Source organism: Bradyrhizobium erythrophlei (assembly GCF_900129425.1).
Taxonomy (GTDB): Bacteria; Pseudomonadota; Alphaproteobacteria; order Rhizobiales; family Xanthobacteraceae; genus Bradyrhizobium; species Bradyrhizobium erythrophlei_C.
In genome coordinates, this window is record NZ_LT670817.1 from 1636150 (window position 1) to 1652440 (window position 16291).

The 16291-nt window shown below is 57.3% G+C and carries 15 protein-coding genes, 1 pseudogene and 1 riboswitch; of the genes and pseudogenes, 4 read left to right on the forward strand and 12 right to left on the reverse strand.

Going from position 1 to position 16291, the window contains the following annotated elements:
* Positions 1-88 precede the first annotated feature (88 nt).
* Positions 89-191: riboswitch (SAM-I-IV-variant riboswitch) on the reverse strand.
* 362 nt (positions 192-553) lie between these two features.
* The 3 genes from B5527_RS07785 to B5527_RS43560 all read right to left on the reverse strand — a co-directional run bounded on the left by B5527_RS07785 (position 554) and on the right by B5527_RS43560 (position 2835).
* The gene (locus B5527_RS07785) at positions 554-772 is read right to left on the reverse strand and encodes a hypothetical protein (protein WP_138836405.1); all 219 of its coding nucleotides are present in this window, start codon (positions 770-772) and stop codon (positions 554-556) included.
* Positions 773-1359: 587 nt separating this feature from the next.
* Positions 1360-2397, reverse strand: coding sequence for an LLM class flavin-dependent oxidoreductase (locus tag B5527_RS07790; protein WP_079600778.1), 1038 nt, complete (start codon positions 2395-2397; stop codon positions 1360-1362).
* A gap of 57 nt (positions 2398-2454) precedes the next feature.
* The gene (locus B5527_RS43560; protein WP_154072083.1) at positions 2455-2835 is read right to left on the reverse strand and encodes a hypothetical protein; all 381 of its coding nucleotides are present in this window, start codon (positions 2833-2835) and stop codon (positions 2455-2457) included.
* Between the two features lie 434 nt (positions 2836-3269).
* Between B5527_RS43560 and B5527_RS07795 the strand changes: the two genes are divergently transcribed.
* Positions 3270-4136, forward strand: coding sequence for a hypothetical protein (locus tag B5527_RS07795; RefSeq protein ID WP_154072084.1), 867 nt, complete (start codon positions 3270-3272; stop codon positions 4134-4136).
* Positions 4137-4818: 682 nt separating this feature from the next.
* Here the strand turns inward: B5527_RS07795 and B5527_RS47040 are convergent.
* From B5527_RS47040 to B5527_RS43570, 7 genes are all read right to left on the reverse strand, one after another.
* Entirely contained in the window at positions 4819-4941 is a 123-nt protein-coding gene (locus tag B5527_RS47040) for a hypothetical protein (protein WP_276329315.1), read from the reverse strand.
* 661 nt (positions 4942-5602) lie between these two features.
* Complete coding sequence (locus tag B5527_RS07800) at positions 5603-6136, reverse strand: hypothetical protein (RefSeq protein WP_079600780.1); 534 nt, start codon at positions 6134-6136, stop codon at positions 5603-5605.
* Between the two features lie 203 nt (positions 6137-6339).
* Complete coding sequence (locus B5527_RS07805; RefSeq protein WP_079600781.1) at positions 6340-6531, reverse strand: hypothetical protein; 192 nt, start codon at positions 6529-6531, stop codon at positions 6340-6342.
* A gap of 20 nt (positions 6532-6551) precedes the next feature.
* Positions 6552-6767, reverse strand: a complete 216-nt coding sequence (locus B5527_RS07810; protein ID WP_079600782.1) for a hypothetical protein — start codon at positions 6765-6767, stop codon at positions 6552-6554.
* A gap of 1354 nt (positions 6768-8121) precedes the next feature.
* Positions 8122-9267, reverse strand: a complete 1146-nt coding sequence (locus B5527_RS43565; RefSeq protein ID WP_154072085.1) for a hypothetical protein — start codon at positions 9265-9267, stop codon at positions 8122-8124.
* Positions 9189-9440 carry a PRC-barrel domain-containing protein gene (locus tag B5527_RS46155; protein ID WP_079600786.1) on the reverse strand — a complete coding sequence of 84 codons (252 nt, stop codon included), beginning with the start codon at positions 9438-9440 and terminating at the stop codon, positions 9189-9191. The genes B5527_RS43565 and B5527_RS46155 overlap by 79 nt, the downstream gene beginning before the upstream one ends.
* 289 nt (positions 9441-9729) lie before the next feature.
* Complete coding sequence (locus B5527_RS43570) at positions 9730-9885, reverse strand: response regulator (RefSeq protein WP_154072086.1); 156 nt, start codon at positions 9883-9885, stop codon at positions 9730-9732.
* 599 nt (positions 9886-10484) lie between these two features.
* Here B5527_RS43570 and B5527_RS07840 point away from each other — a divergent pair.
* Complete coding sequence (locus tag B5527_RS07840) at positions 10485-11300, forward strand: hypothetical protein (protein ID WP_079600788.1); 816 nt, start codon at positions 10485-10487, stop codon at positions 11298-11300.
* 510 nt (positions 11301-11810) lie between these two features.
* Complete coding sequence (locus tag B5527_RS07845) at positions 11811-12278, forward strand: metallophosphoesterase family protein (protein WP_079600789.1); 468 nt, start codon at positions 11811-11813, stop codon at positions 12276-12278.
* Positions 12279-12295: 17 nt separating this feature from the next.
* Here the strand turns inward: B5527_RS07845 and B5527_RS07850 are convergent, their stop codons facing one another.
* Positions 12296-13507: a multidrug effflux MFS transporter gene (locus tag B5527_RS07850; protein WP_079600790.1), complete on the reverse strand. Its 1212-nt coding sequence runs from the start codon at positions 13505-13507 to the stop codon at positions 12296-12298.
* Between the two features lie 258 nt (positions 13508-13765).
* Between B5527_RS07850 and B5527_RS07855 the strand changes: the two genes are divergently transcribed.
* Positions 13766-14035, forward strand: a complete 270-nt coding sequence (locus tag B5527_RS07855; RefSeq protein ID WP_079600791.1) for a DUF2312 domain-containing protein — start codon at positions 13766-13768, stop codon at positions 14033-14035.
* Positions 14036-14137: 102 nt separating this feature from the next.
* Here the strand turns inward: B5527_RS07855 and B5527_RS46160 are convergent.
* A pseudogene (locus tag B5527_RS46160) lies at positions 14138-14305 on the reverse strand (3'-5' exonuclease); the annotation flags it as partial.
* Positions 14306-16291: the final 1986 nt, after the last annotated feature.

A 16291-nucleotide genomic window follows, 5' to 3' on the forward strand; every position in this document is an offset into this window, starting at 1 on the left:
GTAAAGCCTGCTCATCTGCTGGCAAAAGGCGAACGATAGTCGCGTTCATTATAGCGTTCCACTGTTACTGAGGAGGGCTGACAGTTCGCACGACCTGTTTTGTTGCCGAAGGCCGCATCCCCTTGCGGGTAACCACCTTGCCTAGGTACGGCAGGTTGGCGAGGGCGTCAGCCCCACTCTTAATGCTCCAAGCACAGTAGCTGACACCCGTCGAACGTCAAGAATGTATTCGACCGCGCGACCGAGTTAGGAGCGCGCGTCGCGCGTGAGCCTGGGCCGGCCCCCGCGTGAACCCGGGGTGCCGGGGGTGGGTGAGGGGCCGATTTCGAGAGTCGGTCCAAACCAAAAGCCCCCACCATGTATCGCCCACCAAATCGACCAAACACTGATGCCACATTCAACTATGTGAAGCCGGGTGGGTGAGGGCATTTGGTAGCACTGCCCAATGTCCGTTATTGGGTGAACAGCAAAAGACATATGCTCAATTCGAGTTCTTCCGGTTTTGGACCCAACTGAGACATGGGCACGGGTGCTTCTGTCCCGCGTCTTACATTTAGGACCATGGCGGCTCTTCGCTCGCCCCGGCTGCCTCGTGGTGGATCGTGACACCCGCCGAACGCAACCCGGTCAGCAATACAGTTCTTACAGAGGCAGGATCAAATCCAATATCCTTGGCGTTTGGCGGATGTGCCTCGCTGTCCTTCAATCGGAGCGCCAAGTGCAATTGCTCGCAAAGGTGCTGAACGACGAGATTGACCTGATCGTCAGTCATGATTGGCTTCTCCTGCGACCATTTTGCTATCCAACTAGGTAGCATACGCGAAACTAGGGCGATACGCGATTGGCCGCCCCAAGGATCAACCCCACGCGATTGCCCATGGGCGGGCTCTTCACGATTGGGCATTCGAACATGCCCGGTAGATTGGGTAACCGCTCGGCTCGCCCGGTGATCGGCAGAGAGGTCACCCCGTGGCGGATGTCGGCTGTTGGCACCAAACAGACATGACGCAGCAGCGCCCGCATGTCCGTTGTTGAGGGATGAACGGACTAAGCTCAGACGTGACCCAACTTCCGTTTTTGACAACTCGGACATTGGCGCGGTCGAAGGCACATCCGGTTATCAAAGGAATAGCCCCATGACCAGAAACAGCGCCCACGCCGTCGAATTTGTCCGCGACGGTGGATGAGAACCGCTGTGAAAGTTCTCGCAGATCTGCGGTCAGGACGTTGATGGCAAAATATTTGGTGTCGCGCGAATGCCGCTAGGCTCGAGCTCGTAACGATGGCGACGCCTGTCGCAAACGCCGCCAAACTTCTACGAAATTCACGCGCATCGGACATCGGCGCCATTCGGATTTGCTAAGCGACGCCCCGCAACGACCGGCTGGCTTGGCGCTGCCGAACCTGAGGCATCACCCGCTCCGCCAGCAGGCGCATCGAGTTCGTCACGTCGGCGGGCGCCATGTTGCCAAAGTTTTGCATGGTCATGACGTGATCCACGCCCATGTCGGCGAGCGCGCAAAGCCTCTTCGTGACGGTCTCGACCGACCCAAAAAGATGAATGCCGCTTCGGAGAATATCGTCATAGACCATTTTCTTCGCATACAGCCGGGTCTCGACATAGAGGTTAAACGGTCCGCTCGCCTCCTTGCGTGCCGCGGCGTCGGTCTCGGCGACATGGGTATGGAGGCATACGACGTTGTCACCAAGCGCTTGCGGAAGAGCGAAGGATTCGTTGCCAGCATCGGTTCGGCCGCGGCGATATTCCGACACCAGCGAACCGATTTCGTCGACATGATCGAGCGAGCCGTATGGCACCGTCAAAAGTCCTCGTCCCTGCAAGCCGACGTGGTAGGCGGCCTCCTTGCGGAGAATGGCCACGTAAAGCGGCACCGGCCTCTGGATCGGCTCGACATTCAATTTCACCGCGTCCAGGCGGCTAAACTTGGCGTGGCAGGTCACCCTTTCGCCAGCCAGAAGCCGCTCGACGATCGCAAGGCACTCGTCGAAACGATCGCGTTTTTCAGCGGGGTCGACATCGAATCCTTCGAACTCATGTTTGAGATAGCCGGAGCCGGCGCCGAGCACGAAACGGCCATCGCTAAGGATATCCGCCATCGCAAAAATCTCGGCCGCCGTTCGCGGATTGTGAAACGTAAGGATCGAGATTGCCGTTCCGAGTCTGATGCGTGTCGTCCGTTGGGCAATCGCGCAGAGCAAAGCGGTGGGATTCGGAACTACGCCATAGGGATGGAAATGGTGCTCCGCGGAAAAGAACGCGGCATATCCCAGGTCTTCTGCAAGGATGGCTTGATCGATCACTTGCTTGTAGAGCTGGGGGACGGTGCGGGCGCCATCGGGATAATGGTCCTGGACGGAAAACAGCGAGAGCTTCAAGGCGGCCTCCCAGATTTATGAATTACGTAATAAAGCATGTGTCGTTAGTCGCATGCTCTAAAACCATGAACCGGGTGGTGAAGGTACAGACAAAAGTGTCGAAACGAATTTGCCAGCGCTGCGTGAGCCGCGCAGGAGGGCAATGTCTTCCAGTGTCAGGCCAAAGCTTAAAAGCTGCTCGTTATTGATTTTGCTGAGCCAGCGCCGTATGAGTTGCCTCGCCGGATCATCTTGGGCCTGAACGAGTCTTCGCACCAGGCTCGACCGGGCTTTTCGCTGGCTCGCGATCAGGCTGTTCGGCAGGAACTGCCTTGCCTGGCTCTCTGAGTTTTCCGGCCGCCCGTCAGTTTGTGATCGGTCCGAACTAATTTGTTCGTGCTGCTCCATCTGGAGAGGCTTGGTATGCGAATTGTCGAGTTGATCCGTTGGACGAGACATATCGAACTTCCATTAGCGCTCGTTTGACCCTTGGCGTGCAAGCCTGGTCGCACCACCGCACACGGCCGGCTTTCGAGGCTCAGTAAGCTCCGAGAATATTGCAGCGCGATTGCCGTACCGGATTAACGCGTTACGTCTGTAACGAGAGATGCTCGCGACTGGCGTCGCAGACGTCATTCTTGAAGAGCGTCCGAAGTTGCACCAAACGGACATGCCGACGCTATTGAGCGATGTCCGTTGTTGGGGCCAAAGCGGAAGACATCTGCTCGCAGCGAGTATTTCGCATTTTGACCCACAACGGACGAGGCGGAAAACGCCAAGCTCAAAAATAGAGTGAGAGGAGTTGATCTTTGGGAGCAGCCGCGGGGCGCGTGTTGCTGACTGGCGGGCTGAGGCGCTAGAAGTGACACAGCCGAGCATCGGGGGAGCCAAAATTGGTCTTCCACATTCAATCCTTGGCGCGTCGTCATCGTCGTGCACGTCTCGCGATCTTCGTTTTTCCCTGCGTTTTCTTGGCGTGGCTTTTCGCTACTCTTCCGTCGCTCTATGCGCGTGTTAGATTGGACCGGTCTTTTCCAGCGTTGAGTCGATACGAATTCGAGAAGACGCCTGATGTCGCTTTGGTTGGAAGCTCAATGACATTCAGGTTGTTCGAAGGTTATTTTCTCAAAACACGACCTCGAAATATCGCGATCGGCGGCGGTTCTGCGCTGACCGATCTCGCCATTGTTGCAAGTTATCAAAAATTGCCGCGCCTGTTGCTTGTCGAAACAAACATTCTGTCTCGGCCAGTAGACGAAGTTCTGGTGCAGCAATTCGGAAAGAATGACGCCGAGCCATATCAATGGTTTCGACCGATAAGGGCGATCATTTCGTTTGTGTACTACTGGATAAAATACAAATCGGAAGCGGGAAATGTCGACCAACTGCCGAGGGACAAGCCGTCTGATTACGACATCTCTGCTTCTGTTGCCACCACGCGCGAAGAATTCAGCAGTAACAAGTTGGATGACGCGATGGTCCGAAATGCGGAAACTTTAAAACGGCTAGTGGAGAATTTGGAAGGTCGAGGATGCCAAATCCTTTTTTACGAATTGCCCTATCCCGATGCACTAGGCGATACTCACTACGCTGTAATGGCTAGGTCTCTTGTGCACGCAACTTTCCCTGATGCAAACCAGTGGCCACGATTGGATTTTCACGAGCAGCAGCTTCGATGGGTTGACGCCACGCACATGGACGAGCGGTCTGCGATTATAACCGCCCAAGAAGTTGAAAGGCTGGTGCAGTCAGTCAAATAAACCGCACAATCGTTTTTTATCCGATGATGGCAGCACTTTTCGGACATGGCTGATGTGGCCGACAATGTCCGGTGTTGGGGGATATTGTTGCAAAAGTCACAAATGGCGCAGCGGCTAATTTTCCGCCAAAGAACGAAACAAGCGACAATCGTCGATCAATAGGGCTTCAAACGCGCTACCAGAATCGCCTGTGAGTTTGGCGCTTGGCGACGTGGTCCCCCACAGCATTATTCAATTGCTGCATCTACGGGTCGGAGAATTTGAGTCCCACCTCGCAAAAAGACTTTTGCAATAATATCCGAAGCAAAGCGGACGTTGGCCTACCCGGACATACGAAAAACCCCCGCCGGCCCTCGACGGGGTGCAGTTCGGGAGAGCGACGCGAGATCACATACGCGCCGCTAAATTGAGTATGCCACGATTCGGTTTGTATCGGCCTTCTATCCGCTCGGCGTTCCCATCAAAATCCCCGGCACGGCCAGGATCGTCGAAGCCAAGAAGGCGCGAATGGCAGCGGCTGTGCAATGGCAGTGGAATATCGCGACGGCGCCGCCGGAAACGAAAGTCCGCTGGCCGAGTGTCGGCGATGTTGGGAAGCGGCTGCAAACTGCGAGGCTATCCGCCCACGCAGATAGGTCATTTCCTTGACGAGGGACTTTTGACGATCTGTGGGTTCTGTCATCTAAAACCGATAAAACATGAAGGCCCCGAACACGACCAGCAACGCCGCGCCGATGCCGAGGGCACCTTCGGCTGAAACACTAAGCCCCACAAACTTGACTTCAAACTTGGACGGTTCGCGCATGACACAGCTCTCCATTTGAAAAACATGAAGAGAATCGTCAGGGGGTTTTGTCAGGAGGGGTTATTCGCCAAATCTTGTCAAATGACTGATGCAGCCATCGTTGAATTTGCTCGCTAATTCTAAACTTGGTGGCACGCCATTGACACACAAAAGCGGAGTGCCGCTCGCTATGTGGGTAAAGCCTTTGAATCCTTCATCTTTACCCGGTTGTTTTGGGGTCCGTGTTCCCAAGCAAGGAACATGGTGATGACTGGCTTATCCCAGCAAAATCAATGGGCGTTGGTGTTACGCCAAGAGCGCGCGTCACCAAAAATAATTTTCTACTCCCCAAATATCGCCCGCCAGTACATGCGTGGAAGGTTCAAGACTTACACTGAGTGAGTGCCGTGGCCGAAGCGACTTATTTTGTCGCGCTACCGTTCGTCGCCAGTGACGACGGCGTGGCGGCTGGTGAACCGACTGAATGCTTCAATCCGGTGGCCGTTGTAACATGTCCAGAAGAATTGGTATCGCTAACGAAATAGTACGTCGTGGTCGAGACGTGGCCCAGCAGGGGATGGAACGCCACTCCGCCTCGGCTGTGCGTCGGCCAGAGCCGCGAAGGGCGGCCGGGGTACTGGGCGCACAAAAGGGCCACCTTGCTTTGGTTTTCCCCCCAATGTCACTTAGCAGAAATCAGCTTCCGCCTTGCCATCTCAGTTCGCAATTTACGGAAGTTGTCGAGTATGTTCTCGCCACCTCCCAACGTTTTTTCGGCAACGGGGATGGCCTCTCGAACCTGTTCAAGTGTTAAGCGGTCAGAGGTGTATTTCTCGCGGTCAATGATTGTAATGCTTTTCAGCAACTTGCTCGCAGCGGCCGGCGCGAACTCAAACCCACCCTTCGATTTTGGTACCAAGGGCGTGTGACACGCCGCATTTCGGATCCGCGCAATTCGTTCCATGCGGTCAGCGTGGGTTTGAACGGCCTTTTTCCAATCTTTTTGTCGAATGTGCTTCGCGTGAGCTTTAAGCATCTCGATTTTTTGACGGGTGTCGAGCGTTGCTACGACAGGCTCCAGCAGCGGCGAGGGAGCCAAACTCATCACCTCAATGACGATATGATTGACCTGATGATCCAGCGCCGTATAGAGCAGCGCGATCTCTCCGATAACGGCGCACGCATCTTTCCATTCTGGATTGCCCGCAACAGTCAAAAGAGCGCCCCCCTGGCGCCAGCCTACCGCAGGTTGCGGACGCGCGAAAGCCGTCCCGGCGGCTTGGCAATTCGGCAAATCAGGTGCCGGCCGGGGTGGTCACTTGCCCTTACTCGATCCCTTCAGAGCTGCGATAGCGTAAACCGCAGCGAAAACAACAATCACAAGTACGATCGTCAAGGCAACGAGCTTTTCCATCGTGCCTATTTCCCCTTCGCCTTCATCTCCGCTTCTAGGGCGGCATGGATAGCTTCCGAGGGTGTTGCTTGCTTCGGATTTTCTTCATCCGGCTCAGCGTTCCTGTTTTGGCGAAATGCAAAACCGATAAATCCGAGCACCACTAAAACGGCTCCGGCTACCATCAACCAATGCGGATATTCCATCGCTGAGAGCATCCGTCGTTTCCCCTTCGCCTTCAGCCCCAATCGAGCGCACGTTCACCTTCGTCAGTAAGCACAGGGATTTCGTCCCTCATTTCGATGAGGCCTCTTTCAATCAACGTCGTGATATCGTCAGGACTGACCTGCATAAATTTGGTTCGCTTGGCTTTGACATCACGCAATACCCAGCGGAGGTGGATCGCGGTGTCTAGATTTAAACCGGCCAAAGGCGAGTCTGGTTGGTCCGTCATCGTCGGTTCATTTCTTCTTCAGCCCCAGCTCTACAAGCCGGCGGATGGCCTCGGAGCGCGTCGCGCCCTGAGATTTTGCCCAATCCATGATTTGCTTCATCAGTCCATCGGCTATCCGAACGCCATAAAGCGGCTCTGTCCCGGTCGCGGGACGTCCAACCCTTTTACGTTTAACGGATATTGACTTCACCATAATTGCGTATAACGTAAAAGCAAGCCGAGGGGAAGCAGCGAACTTCCGCCCCGGCTCTAACCCGGACCACAAGGAGACCATTCCAATGGCCAAGGCTACCCGCATGCATAGCATGCCACCCATAGACACGCCCATATCTCAAAATGACGCCCCGTCCCGTCGCCACTTCCTAACCCAAGCCGCTGGCGTGGCCGCGGGTGGCACCGTTCTGGCGCTGGCGACCGTTTCGCCCGGGCAGGTTCTAGCCTCGCCGGCGGGTGCGGCTGCTGCGCCGAACACCATCCTGACACTGATCGCAGATCACAGGGCGGCTACCGCAGCCAGCGCCGCCGCCATGAATCACTATAGTCGAAATGGAGGAGTCGATTCCGGAGGATCGGCGCCAAGGAGACCTGCGCTGCGAGGAGGTGACCGAAGTGGCAACTGACGACCCCCGGTGGCTTGAGCGGCGGCCCGGCGTTCGACAAGTGCGGAAAGGTTTTCGGCATCCTATCTACGTCCATCGATGATCCTGATGGGCGCGGACCTTCTCAAATCTCGATGATTTGGCCCGCGCTTGCGATGACGATCAGGCCTGCTTTTCTTGAACGGTCTATGCCCGCGACCTTTAGATTGTTGGACTTAGATGACGGGTTATGCGGGATTGATCGCCGCGATGTAATTAGCACGGGCGTGGACGCTGCGACTGGCCTAACCCGAATGGAATGGGACCCTTATTCGTAGTTGCACTGTCGAAGATATCCATCGGGCAGGCCCCACACACCTGTGGCAGTGCCCGCAGCCGCAAGGGCTATGTGTCGTTGTGATCCGCGCGGAGGCGCTTTCGCGGAAGGAAGGTCACGTTGGTGCGGTTGCGTTCAGTCGCACTGGTGATCCTGCAACCGGCGATTTCTACGATGCGACTGTGTTGCGAAAGTTCGACGACGTGCTGGACGATTTGAGTGCGTTGTGAGGATTCAGTCGGACTCAAAGCGCCGGATCGGAATCATTATTCGCGCGTCAAGGGCGCCAGCCCATGGGCTGGCCCGGTGCCGGTGGCACATGGGCAGCCAGGGGATTGCCCGGGCACCAGCGACCGGCGTGGGGGTCGCGCTCCGTGGGTTCGGCGGACGGTTTGGGATTCGAACCGTCGGGAACGACGCCGACGGGCGCTTTTTTTGTCTATCGAAGGGCGGCTTTCTTTCGCCGCTCGCGTCTCGGTTCGGGTAATCCGTCGTTCGTTCTGATCCACAACCAACGGTCACGCTGGTCGAGCAACCTTGCGCCGAGCCGCGCGCCGTACAGCCTCACCATCGCATCGCGCCGCCGTGCGAACGCGGCTGCATTTCCACTGTTTACGTCTCCTGTATATTCCAGCGGGAACGGCTTGATCAGGATCATCGCCGAGCAATTTTGCTTTCCCTTGAACTGGCGGTCGATCAACTTTTGGATCAACACCCATACAGCGCCCGATTGCGGTACATTGCCCGCTTCAATGCGCAGCCGGTCGAAAATCACAATGCTACCAAATTCAAACGGGGTTTCGTCCGTTTTGCGTTCGTGCGGTCCCCATGCCCTAAGAACCGTGTGGGCAGCCTGATAGGAATTGTCATCGTGGGCGTCGGCTTCGTTTTCGCACCAGTGACGCAAATTAGGCACGCCAATGTGCTGGTCGTCTTTCAGATATTTCTCCGGCAACCAAAAAAAAGCCCATTCCTCAAACTCACCCGCCGCGACAACACGGTCCTGTGCATCAGAAATCGCAAAAGAAATATCGCGGCGTTCATACTCTCCGCGGTTAGCGAGGCCGGGCCATTTCGGAAACCAGACGGCGAGGCGAAGTCCGGCATGATCGCTAGACCAATTCGGTTTACGGTCGCACTTGATCTGTTCCACGGCTGTTAGATTGCTGTCACCGGCGATTGTTCCTTTGCCCGTCATAATGTTTTGGCCCGCCGCTTGGTTTCGGCTGCACTCGCCGTCGCATAGGCCGCTTCGAAATCCTTGCCGCCCGGCTGGCCCGGCAATGGCGTGCGATTGTCGCCAACCCGGAAATAATAATATGGCTTGCCGCGCTGCATCGGGCCGGATCAGGTAAGGACGCGTCTCGCCATCGCCGATCAGCAGTTGCCAGTCGGCGAGACGCATCCGGTCAACACGAAGGCAAATAACAGGGCGATGATCCTCATTCGTGCGATCACATTCTGTCAGGTTTCCAAACAGGGGATTCGCCGCGAAGGGAAATGCTATCACCGGAATTGGCGGCTGGAAATATGATCCGCGCGAACGGTCGAGCGCTGTGCAAATTTGATGGTAGAGACAGGCCACTTGCCATAGTGGCCCCTGATCGAGATTCGCAGACCGTGATGCTCGTCAAGCCAAACCTGCTCCACGGTCCCCGCCTTTCCATCGGTGAGGATGACGGCCTTGCCGACAAGCTCAGACCGGGCCTCATCGAGCGAGCCGAGGATCGTTAGCGCGCGGACCTTCGCAAGTGGCATGGATGATAGGGGATAAGAGGTTCGACGATGAAATTCACATAAATTTGGAATCGTTCTACGCTCACGAGCAGACGACACCATTAAATTAACTTTTATAGAGCATTCGGCGAAACGCCCCAGCACCCGCGATACCCCCGATCTGGAAACTTGAAGCGGCGCTGAAATGCCGGTCGTGCCGGACGCCTCGACATTCGCCGCCCGTGCATATGATCAAGCTCACTCAACAGCGCGAGATCACGCCTTACGCGTGGGTGCATCCCGACGATGATGATCGGCGATTGGGAAAGACCTAGAAAAAGCCTGCGCTCAGGTCCAGACCGTAGCTCGCAATCATCAGCGAAACGATCAAACCGATACCGCAAAACACGGCAACCATTTTAAGAATATCGACATCGGGCGAGATCGCCGGAATCGCATTCGAGAAGATTCTTGCAATTGCAGTCATGGCGGTTCCCTTGGCTGGTTGATCGCGCCGTTGATAAAAAGAGAGACAGGTGTCAGGACGATTTTGCGCCCACTAAAAATGGTTCGCTTTTGCTTCAAAATTGTTTCGTGCGTCTTCTATGAATCAGTAATCAGTAGGTTCCGAGGACTTAATTTTTACTTAACGTCCCCAGTGCCCGCGCCAGCCTCGCCCATGCCTTCGATCGGTGTGGCCGCCATCACTGTAGCGTCGAACGCAGCGCCGATGGGCGGCGGGACACTCAAGGCAAATGGCGACTCTAGGCGCTTGTCCGGTTGTCGAGGCGGCCCCGTGCCACAGCATCCGTTATTCCCGCCCATTTCCATCGCGATTGCGATTTGATCGCGCGTTGCGGACGGATTCGATAAGACTGCGGAAACTGTTTCGCATTTCGTCCGGCGGGTCAGCCGGTCGCCAGCGCATCCCGCCAGCATCAAAGCCAATAGCAGGGCGGTCATCCTCACTCGGGTAGTCTACCGCAATTAGCGGTCCCTGTTGCGTCTCAACCCCAGGTTGCGCAAGCCGAATCTCGATATAGTGCTCGAATGAGCGGTGACTTTTTTCAGAACGGCGATTGAGGGATGTTGAGGCATATAAAACGGGCGTCGCCGCTTATATTTGGCGCTGTCGCCTTTTTGATAATTTGGTGGATTGTTGATAGTTCGCAGGCATTTCAAAACTGCATAAACGAAGCTGAAAATGGCACAGCCCGCGAGTTTTGGGTCTATCGACGATGCCTTGGCGCTTATGTAATTGATAAGAACGCGGCCATCACGGCCCTCGGGACTTTGGCGGTCGCGATCTTTACGGCCATCTTGGGCGGCTTCACTATCAGCCTGTCAAAATCGACTCGTATCGCCGCCGAGGCTGCACAAAAAGCTGCGGACGCCGCATTTGCAGCCGAGCGCGCCCGCTTTTTCGTGGTCGTCGATAAGCACAACCTCACGGAGATCGTCAAACTCGTTGAAAGTTCGGGGGCCAGCGAAAACAGTGGCATTCCGGGCGGAGACAACGTCTGCATCACCTATCGATTCAAAAACTATGGGAAAACCCTTGAAGTGGTTAGAGAATTGATTGTTGACTCGATGATAGACACTGAGCCGGTCGATCCCCCGGCCCTCTTTCTCTCCACTAAAGATTTTCCGGAATATATGATCGGGGCAAGCGGCTCGACCAAGGTGGTCAACTACAGCCCGGTCAAGCGACCACTTGTTTCTCACGTTCGATCTATAGGGCGCAACTCCGCACATCTGTGGTTTTTCGGACGTTTGTACTACGATGACGTTTTCGGAAATCACCAAGTTCATCGCTTCTATTTTCGAAGCAAATGCCCTCTCGGAAGTGATTCCATCGTTTTGCAGCCCTTCGAATACAAGGATTACAACCAAAGCACATAGAGCCGGACCGTCGCCAAGAATTCAAGAATGTCTGACCGGGCAATCGCGCTCGCAACCGGCGTCGGTAAAATGACAGTCAATAGAGCAAGGACTGGTGTCGCCCCAGATGGGGCAGCGCCACCTCGCAAGCCGACCAAGCGTCCCGACAGCCCCGAATTTACGCGCACCGCTGCGGCTGTCGCCAAAAATCCAGAGATGCGCTGGCTGCCGATCACTCGTCGGCGTCATAGAACCGGATGCGCAATGACCGGGTGTGCGCCTCACAAACTCGACGGCCTTTGCGATCTGTGCCTGCTTCACGCGTGCAACGGTATGGCGGCAAGTCACCATCGTATTGCGGCATGGTCATTGCCTCGCACCTGCCGTTGAGCGTGTCGGCTAGGCCAGTGTCGGAGCTGATTTTGAATGGTGGTGTCATGTAGGCTAGCGCTTTGGCGGGCTGATGGTTCCCGGTCAAGGGCGTAGCCGTTGCGAATCGCCAGAAATGACGCCCGCCAGCCGCCTCGACCGATGACGTTCAGGATCGGCATCATCTCCGACACCCACGGCCTGTTGTGGCCGGAAGCGGAACGTCGTTTGGCCGGTGTGGATCACATCATTCACGGTGGCGACATCGGACGTCACGACATCATCGCCGCTTTCCGCCGGATCGCACCGGTCACCGCGATCAAGGGGAACGTGGACACGGACGACTGGGCTAATGAATACTCCCACACCGAACTCGTGCGCCTCGCCGGCCGGTCCATCTTCGTCTTGCACGATCTGCAGGCCTTGCGGGTCGATCCCATCGCGCTCAGCATCGATGTCGTAGTCTCAGGCCATTCCCACGTGCCGAAGGTCGAAATGGTGGGCGGCGTGCTCTACTTGAACCCCGGAAGCGCGGGCCGGCGGCGTTTCAGGTTGCCGATCACGCTCGCGACGCTCGACATCACGCCCGACGGCCTGCGACCGACCATCCACGACCTCGGGCAGGGCTAAATCGCGGGCCCGATGAGTCATCCAGTGCCTGATCCCAATGCGACCGGCTTTAGCTCATTCTTGCGCAACGTTACAAGGCTGAGGACGAGGGCGGCCACGGAGGCCGCAGCGACCGTTGCGACCATTGGCAGTGAGGTGCGGTCGAAGAACAGCCCGGCAATACCGGTGATTATTGCGCCGGCGACCATCTGCAGCGTGCCGCCGAGCGCCGAGGCGATGCCGGCGATGCGGCCGTGATTTTCCAGCGACAGCACCATCGTCGACGGAATCACGAGCCCGAGAAACGCGAACGACACGAACAACAGCGGGATCAGCACGCGTAGGCTGTCGAAGCCCGCCAACGTCAGCGCCAGCAACAGCACAGCGAACGACGCATAGGCCGACACGGCCGCCATCACCATCCGGCCCATGCCGAAGCGGCCGCCTAGGAAGCCCGCGAATTGCGAGGCGCCGATGAAGCCGATGGCATTGATCGAGAATGCCATGCTGTATTGCGTCGGCGTCAGGCCATAGTGGCCGATATAGACGAAGGACGATGTCGACAGGAACGCGAAGAAACTGGAAATGCCGAGCCCGCCGATGAACGTCAGCCCGAGGAAATGCCAGTCCCGCAGCAACTCGCCGAAATTGCCGAACACACCGCGGATGCTGCCTGGGATGCGCTCATGGGCCGGGCGGGTTTCCGGCAGCAGGAAAGCCACCAGCAACAGCGCGATCAGCGCCGCGACGCCGACCGCGACGAACACCGCGCGCCAGCCGAACGGCACGATCAACGCGCTTCCGGTCAACGGGGCGAGGATCGGCGACACTGAGAACACCAGCATCACCAGCGACATCAGCCTGGTCGCCTCGGCGCCAGTGTGGAGGTCGCGGATGATCGCGCGCGGGATCACGCCCATTGCCGCACCGATCCCTTGCAGGAAGCGAAACGCGATCAGCCAGCCGATGGTCGCCGAAAACGCGCAACCGATCGCTCCTAGAATGAAAAGCGTTAGTCCGCCATACAGCGGGAGCTTGCGGCCGTAAACATCCGACAACGGCCCGTAGACGATCTGGCACAGGCCGAACGAGACGAAGAACGCGATCAGCGTCATCTGCGTCGCCGAGGTCGTGGCATGCAGATCGGCAGCGATCGCCGGCAACGCCGGCAGATACATGTCGATCGCGAACGGACCGACCGCGGACAAAAGCCCGAGCACGACGGCGTTACGGGTGAACGAAGAGGCCATGAAATCTTCTTTTTTTGTTCGGTGAGGCAGTGCTTGGCGTCCGATCACGCCGATTAGAGCGCCTTCAGCCTGTTTTCAGACAACTCCGGGTCATCTCGCGCAACTCTTCAATGGATCCCGGGCGAACACTTTGATCTGCGATGTCCGAGAACGCTGCCATCGTCCGGCGTTGATCACCTTTCGGCTTGGCTTGCTCGGTTAACACATTGGTCATTCCTTTCCAGGCATTTTCGCACTTCCATTTATCAGGGAGGCACCATGTCTGACGTCACCATTCCCGGCGGCAAAATTCGCGCGTTCGTCGAACGGATCGAAAATCTGGACACCGAAATGCTCGAGTTGAGCGAGCAAAAGAAGGAAGTGTTTGCGGAGGCCAAAGGCGACGGATTCGACGTAAAGATTCTGAAAGAGATCATCAAGCTCCGAAAACAGGACCAGGAAGAGCGCGACGAGCGCGAGAGCATGCTCGATCTCTACATGCGCGCCATGGAGCAGGCAGGGTCGGAGAAGGTCGCCAAGGCCGCATGATGACGCATGGGGAGGCGACGACGGCTCAACTCGCCTCCTCATCCGCCGTGTGTCGGTAATGATTCCGTCTCAAAGCCGACGTAGATCGCGAGTTCTCGCGATCTACGCTCTGACGGAAAATCGGCTGAGCGCCGTCAAGGTCTGCAATCGCGGCTCCACTTCGGAGAGATAGATCTCCGTTCTGAGAAATGCGATTTCGTCTTCAAGTTGGTTCTCCCCAACGTCGATGTACCAAGACCTCGGCCGACCGTCGCTTCCGTCGCTCCATCTATCGGGCAATGCCGAACTGCCGACGATTTAAGCGTTCAGGGTAACATCAAGGGCCTGCGGTCCCTCGCGGAGGCGCTGCAGCTTGCCATGGACAATGGCGCTAAGCGGGCGCTGATCCCCTTAGAAAACAAACGAAGCTTTCTGGAAGTCACAGGCGACGTCGTCGAGCACGTAGATCCGATCTTCTTTGGGGATCCCAAGACGGCAGCCTTAAAGGCGCTAGGGCTCAATTGATCCTATTGAACGGGTTCCGGGCCCCGGTCAGGGGCCCCGGCGGTGAATCTGGGGAAACGGGGCCATTAAGCCGGGTTCGTCGATCCTGACGGCCCGCAGCGGCTGGCCCTGCGCCGCAGCGCCGTCGCCTGGTCCAGACGGGACCTGGATCTTCCGGACTATCGAGCGGATTGTCGATAGACCACAAACGCCTCATCTGATGAGTGCAGATATTGCCGAGAAGTTGGGACGAGCCCCGGCGGAAGGCTTCCGCCCTCCCAGCGACCCGCAGAACTCGGCAATGTCCGCGCTCATTGAGTATTTGAAGGGGGCAGGAGCAAAGTTGGTTGGAACAACAGGAACTCGTCCCAGCTCTTCCAATATGGTGGAGCGAACCGCATTAACCTGGCGATCTGGTCGACTTTGGCGGCGCTCCTACGTGGGTAAAGAGGTAGCTAGGGTGGTGACCGGGGGGGCGCATAGCGCTGTGAGCCCGCCGCGCCCTTCTACAGACGTGGTAGACAGTCGCGGCGGGTATCAGGCAGATCAGGCGGAAAATTTCCAAACGGGGGCTTCCTATGGCGCCCTCTGCGAAGAGGTTGGGCCGATGCCCTCGGCGGACCACCTGGCTAAGGGAAGCTAAATCGCCTTAGCTTCCCTTAGCTGCGGAGTAGTCCGCCTAGCGCAACGTGAAGTATCCGGTGACGCCTGACGGCCGCTACTTCGTCGTCCACGGCAGGCTCTGGCGCATGGCGAACTCCGGTCTCGATGAGGCTAACCGAACTGATATCGTTGGCCGGCTGATGGCGGCCCGACCGGCGGTACGGAAGGCCAAGAAGGCGTCCGACAGCGAGGCGGATAACCTAGAATTTCGCGACGCACGATGGGAGGTCAGCCCCCATCACCCGCCGGGGGAGCCAGATTCACCGTCAATTCCTTGCAAAGCAGATCTGGCAGTGGAGAAGGTTCCTCATCGCCGAAGGCATATTCGCCAAAGTCCGGCGTGTTAATCGGCGTGGGGTCCCAACGCCGATCGGCGAGGTAAGCTATTGATCTGTCTAGCGGTGGAGGGGTCACTCTTGGACGCTTATTCACAGTATGGCGCAAAGTGTGTGGTGTGACCCTACCGGTCAGGCCGGCGAGCCTCACGGCGCTGTGGAAACCCCTCTTCACCGATGAGATCGGCTTGCCGTTGTACTCAACGAAGCAGTTGGCGATCAGCTTCCGCGCTGACCAGCGCCGCATGTGGGCCAGCAGCCGCGGCGGTATAGGTGCCGGCGTCTGACGCTTCTTGGTGGTTCGCCTGCCGATTGGCTTGCGATAGAAAATGCCACGCTCGAGATCGACATATGATCGGCCGGGTTCAGCGTATGGCGATGCTGAGGCGATCGCGCCCGCCCTGGTGCCGGTGTACAAGCCGATCAGAACGAACCTGGCAACATGTCTCAGCGGCCGTCGGTCCGTCTGCACCGGGCGACCTTTTGACGTGCCCGAATGGATCGTCTGCTTCTCCCGATAGCGCCAACAATGCCAAATCAGCGCTGCCGCTTCGCCGCGCGTGAGCCACCTGTCGCGCGCTTCGCCTTTCCGCGGAAGGGACACGCGGACGAGCCCGCGGTGAAAGCCTTCCTTTGCATGGTGGTTGATAGCTGCGCGAAATGTCTCGAGATCGCGTCGTGCGCCGCCTGGGCTACCCGAAGCGCGCACCAGATCTTGGCAAGATCAAGTCTGACAAGTTCGTGGGTCCCTAAGGAAAAGCTCAGAGCAGTTGTG

Excerpts from the sequence above, each read along its gene's own strand:
- B5527_RS07785 (WP_138836405.1), bottom strand. The coding sequence starts at position 772 with ATGACTGACGATCAGGTCAATCTCGTCGTTCAGCACCTTTGCGAGCAA.
- B5527_RS43560 (WP_154072083.1), bottom strand. The coding sequence starts at position 2,835 with ATGTCTCGTCCAACGGATCAACTCGACAATTCGCATACCAAGCCTCTC.
- B5527_RS47040 (WP_276329315.1), bottom strand. The coding sequence starts at position 4,941 with ATGCGCGAACCGTCCAAGTTTGAAGTCAAGTTTGTGGGGCTTAGTGTT.
- B5527_RS07805 (WP_079600781.1), bottom strand. The coding sequence starts at position 6,531 with ATGCTCTCAGCGATGGAATATCCGCATTGGTTGATGGTAGCCGGAGCC.
- B5527_RS07810 (WP_079600782.1), bottom strand. The coding sequence starts at position 6,767 with ATGACGGACCAACCAGACTCGCCTTTGGCCGGTTTAAATCTAGACACC.
- B5527_RS46155 (WP_079600786.1), bottom strand. The coding sequence starts at position 9,440 with ATGCCACTTGCGAAGGTCCGCGCGCTAACGATCCTCGGCTCGCTCGAT.
- B5527_RS43570 (WP_154072086.1), bottom strand. The coding sequence starts at position 9,885 with ATGACTGCAATTGCAAGAATCTTCTCGAATGCGATTCCGGCGATCTCG.
- B5527_RS07840 (WP_079600788.1), top strand. The coding sequence starts at position 10,485 with ATGTTGAGGCATATAAAACGGGCGTCGCCGCTTATATTTGGCGCTGTC.
- B5527_RS07845 (WP_079600789.1), top strand. The coding sequence starts at position 11,811 with ATGACGTTCAGGATCGGCATCATCTCCGACACCCACGGCCTGTTGTGG.
- B5527_RS07850 (WP_079600790.1), bottom strand. The coding sequence starts at position 13,507 with ATGGCCTCTTCGTTCACCCGTAACGCCGTCGTGCTCGGGCTTTTGTCC.
- B5527_RS07855 (WP_079600791.1), top strand. The coding sequence starts at position 13,766 with ATGTCTGACGTCACCATTCCCGGCGGCAAAATTCGCGCGTTCGTCGAA.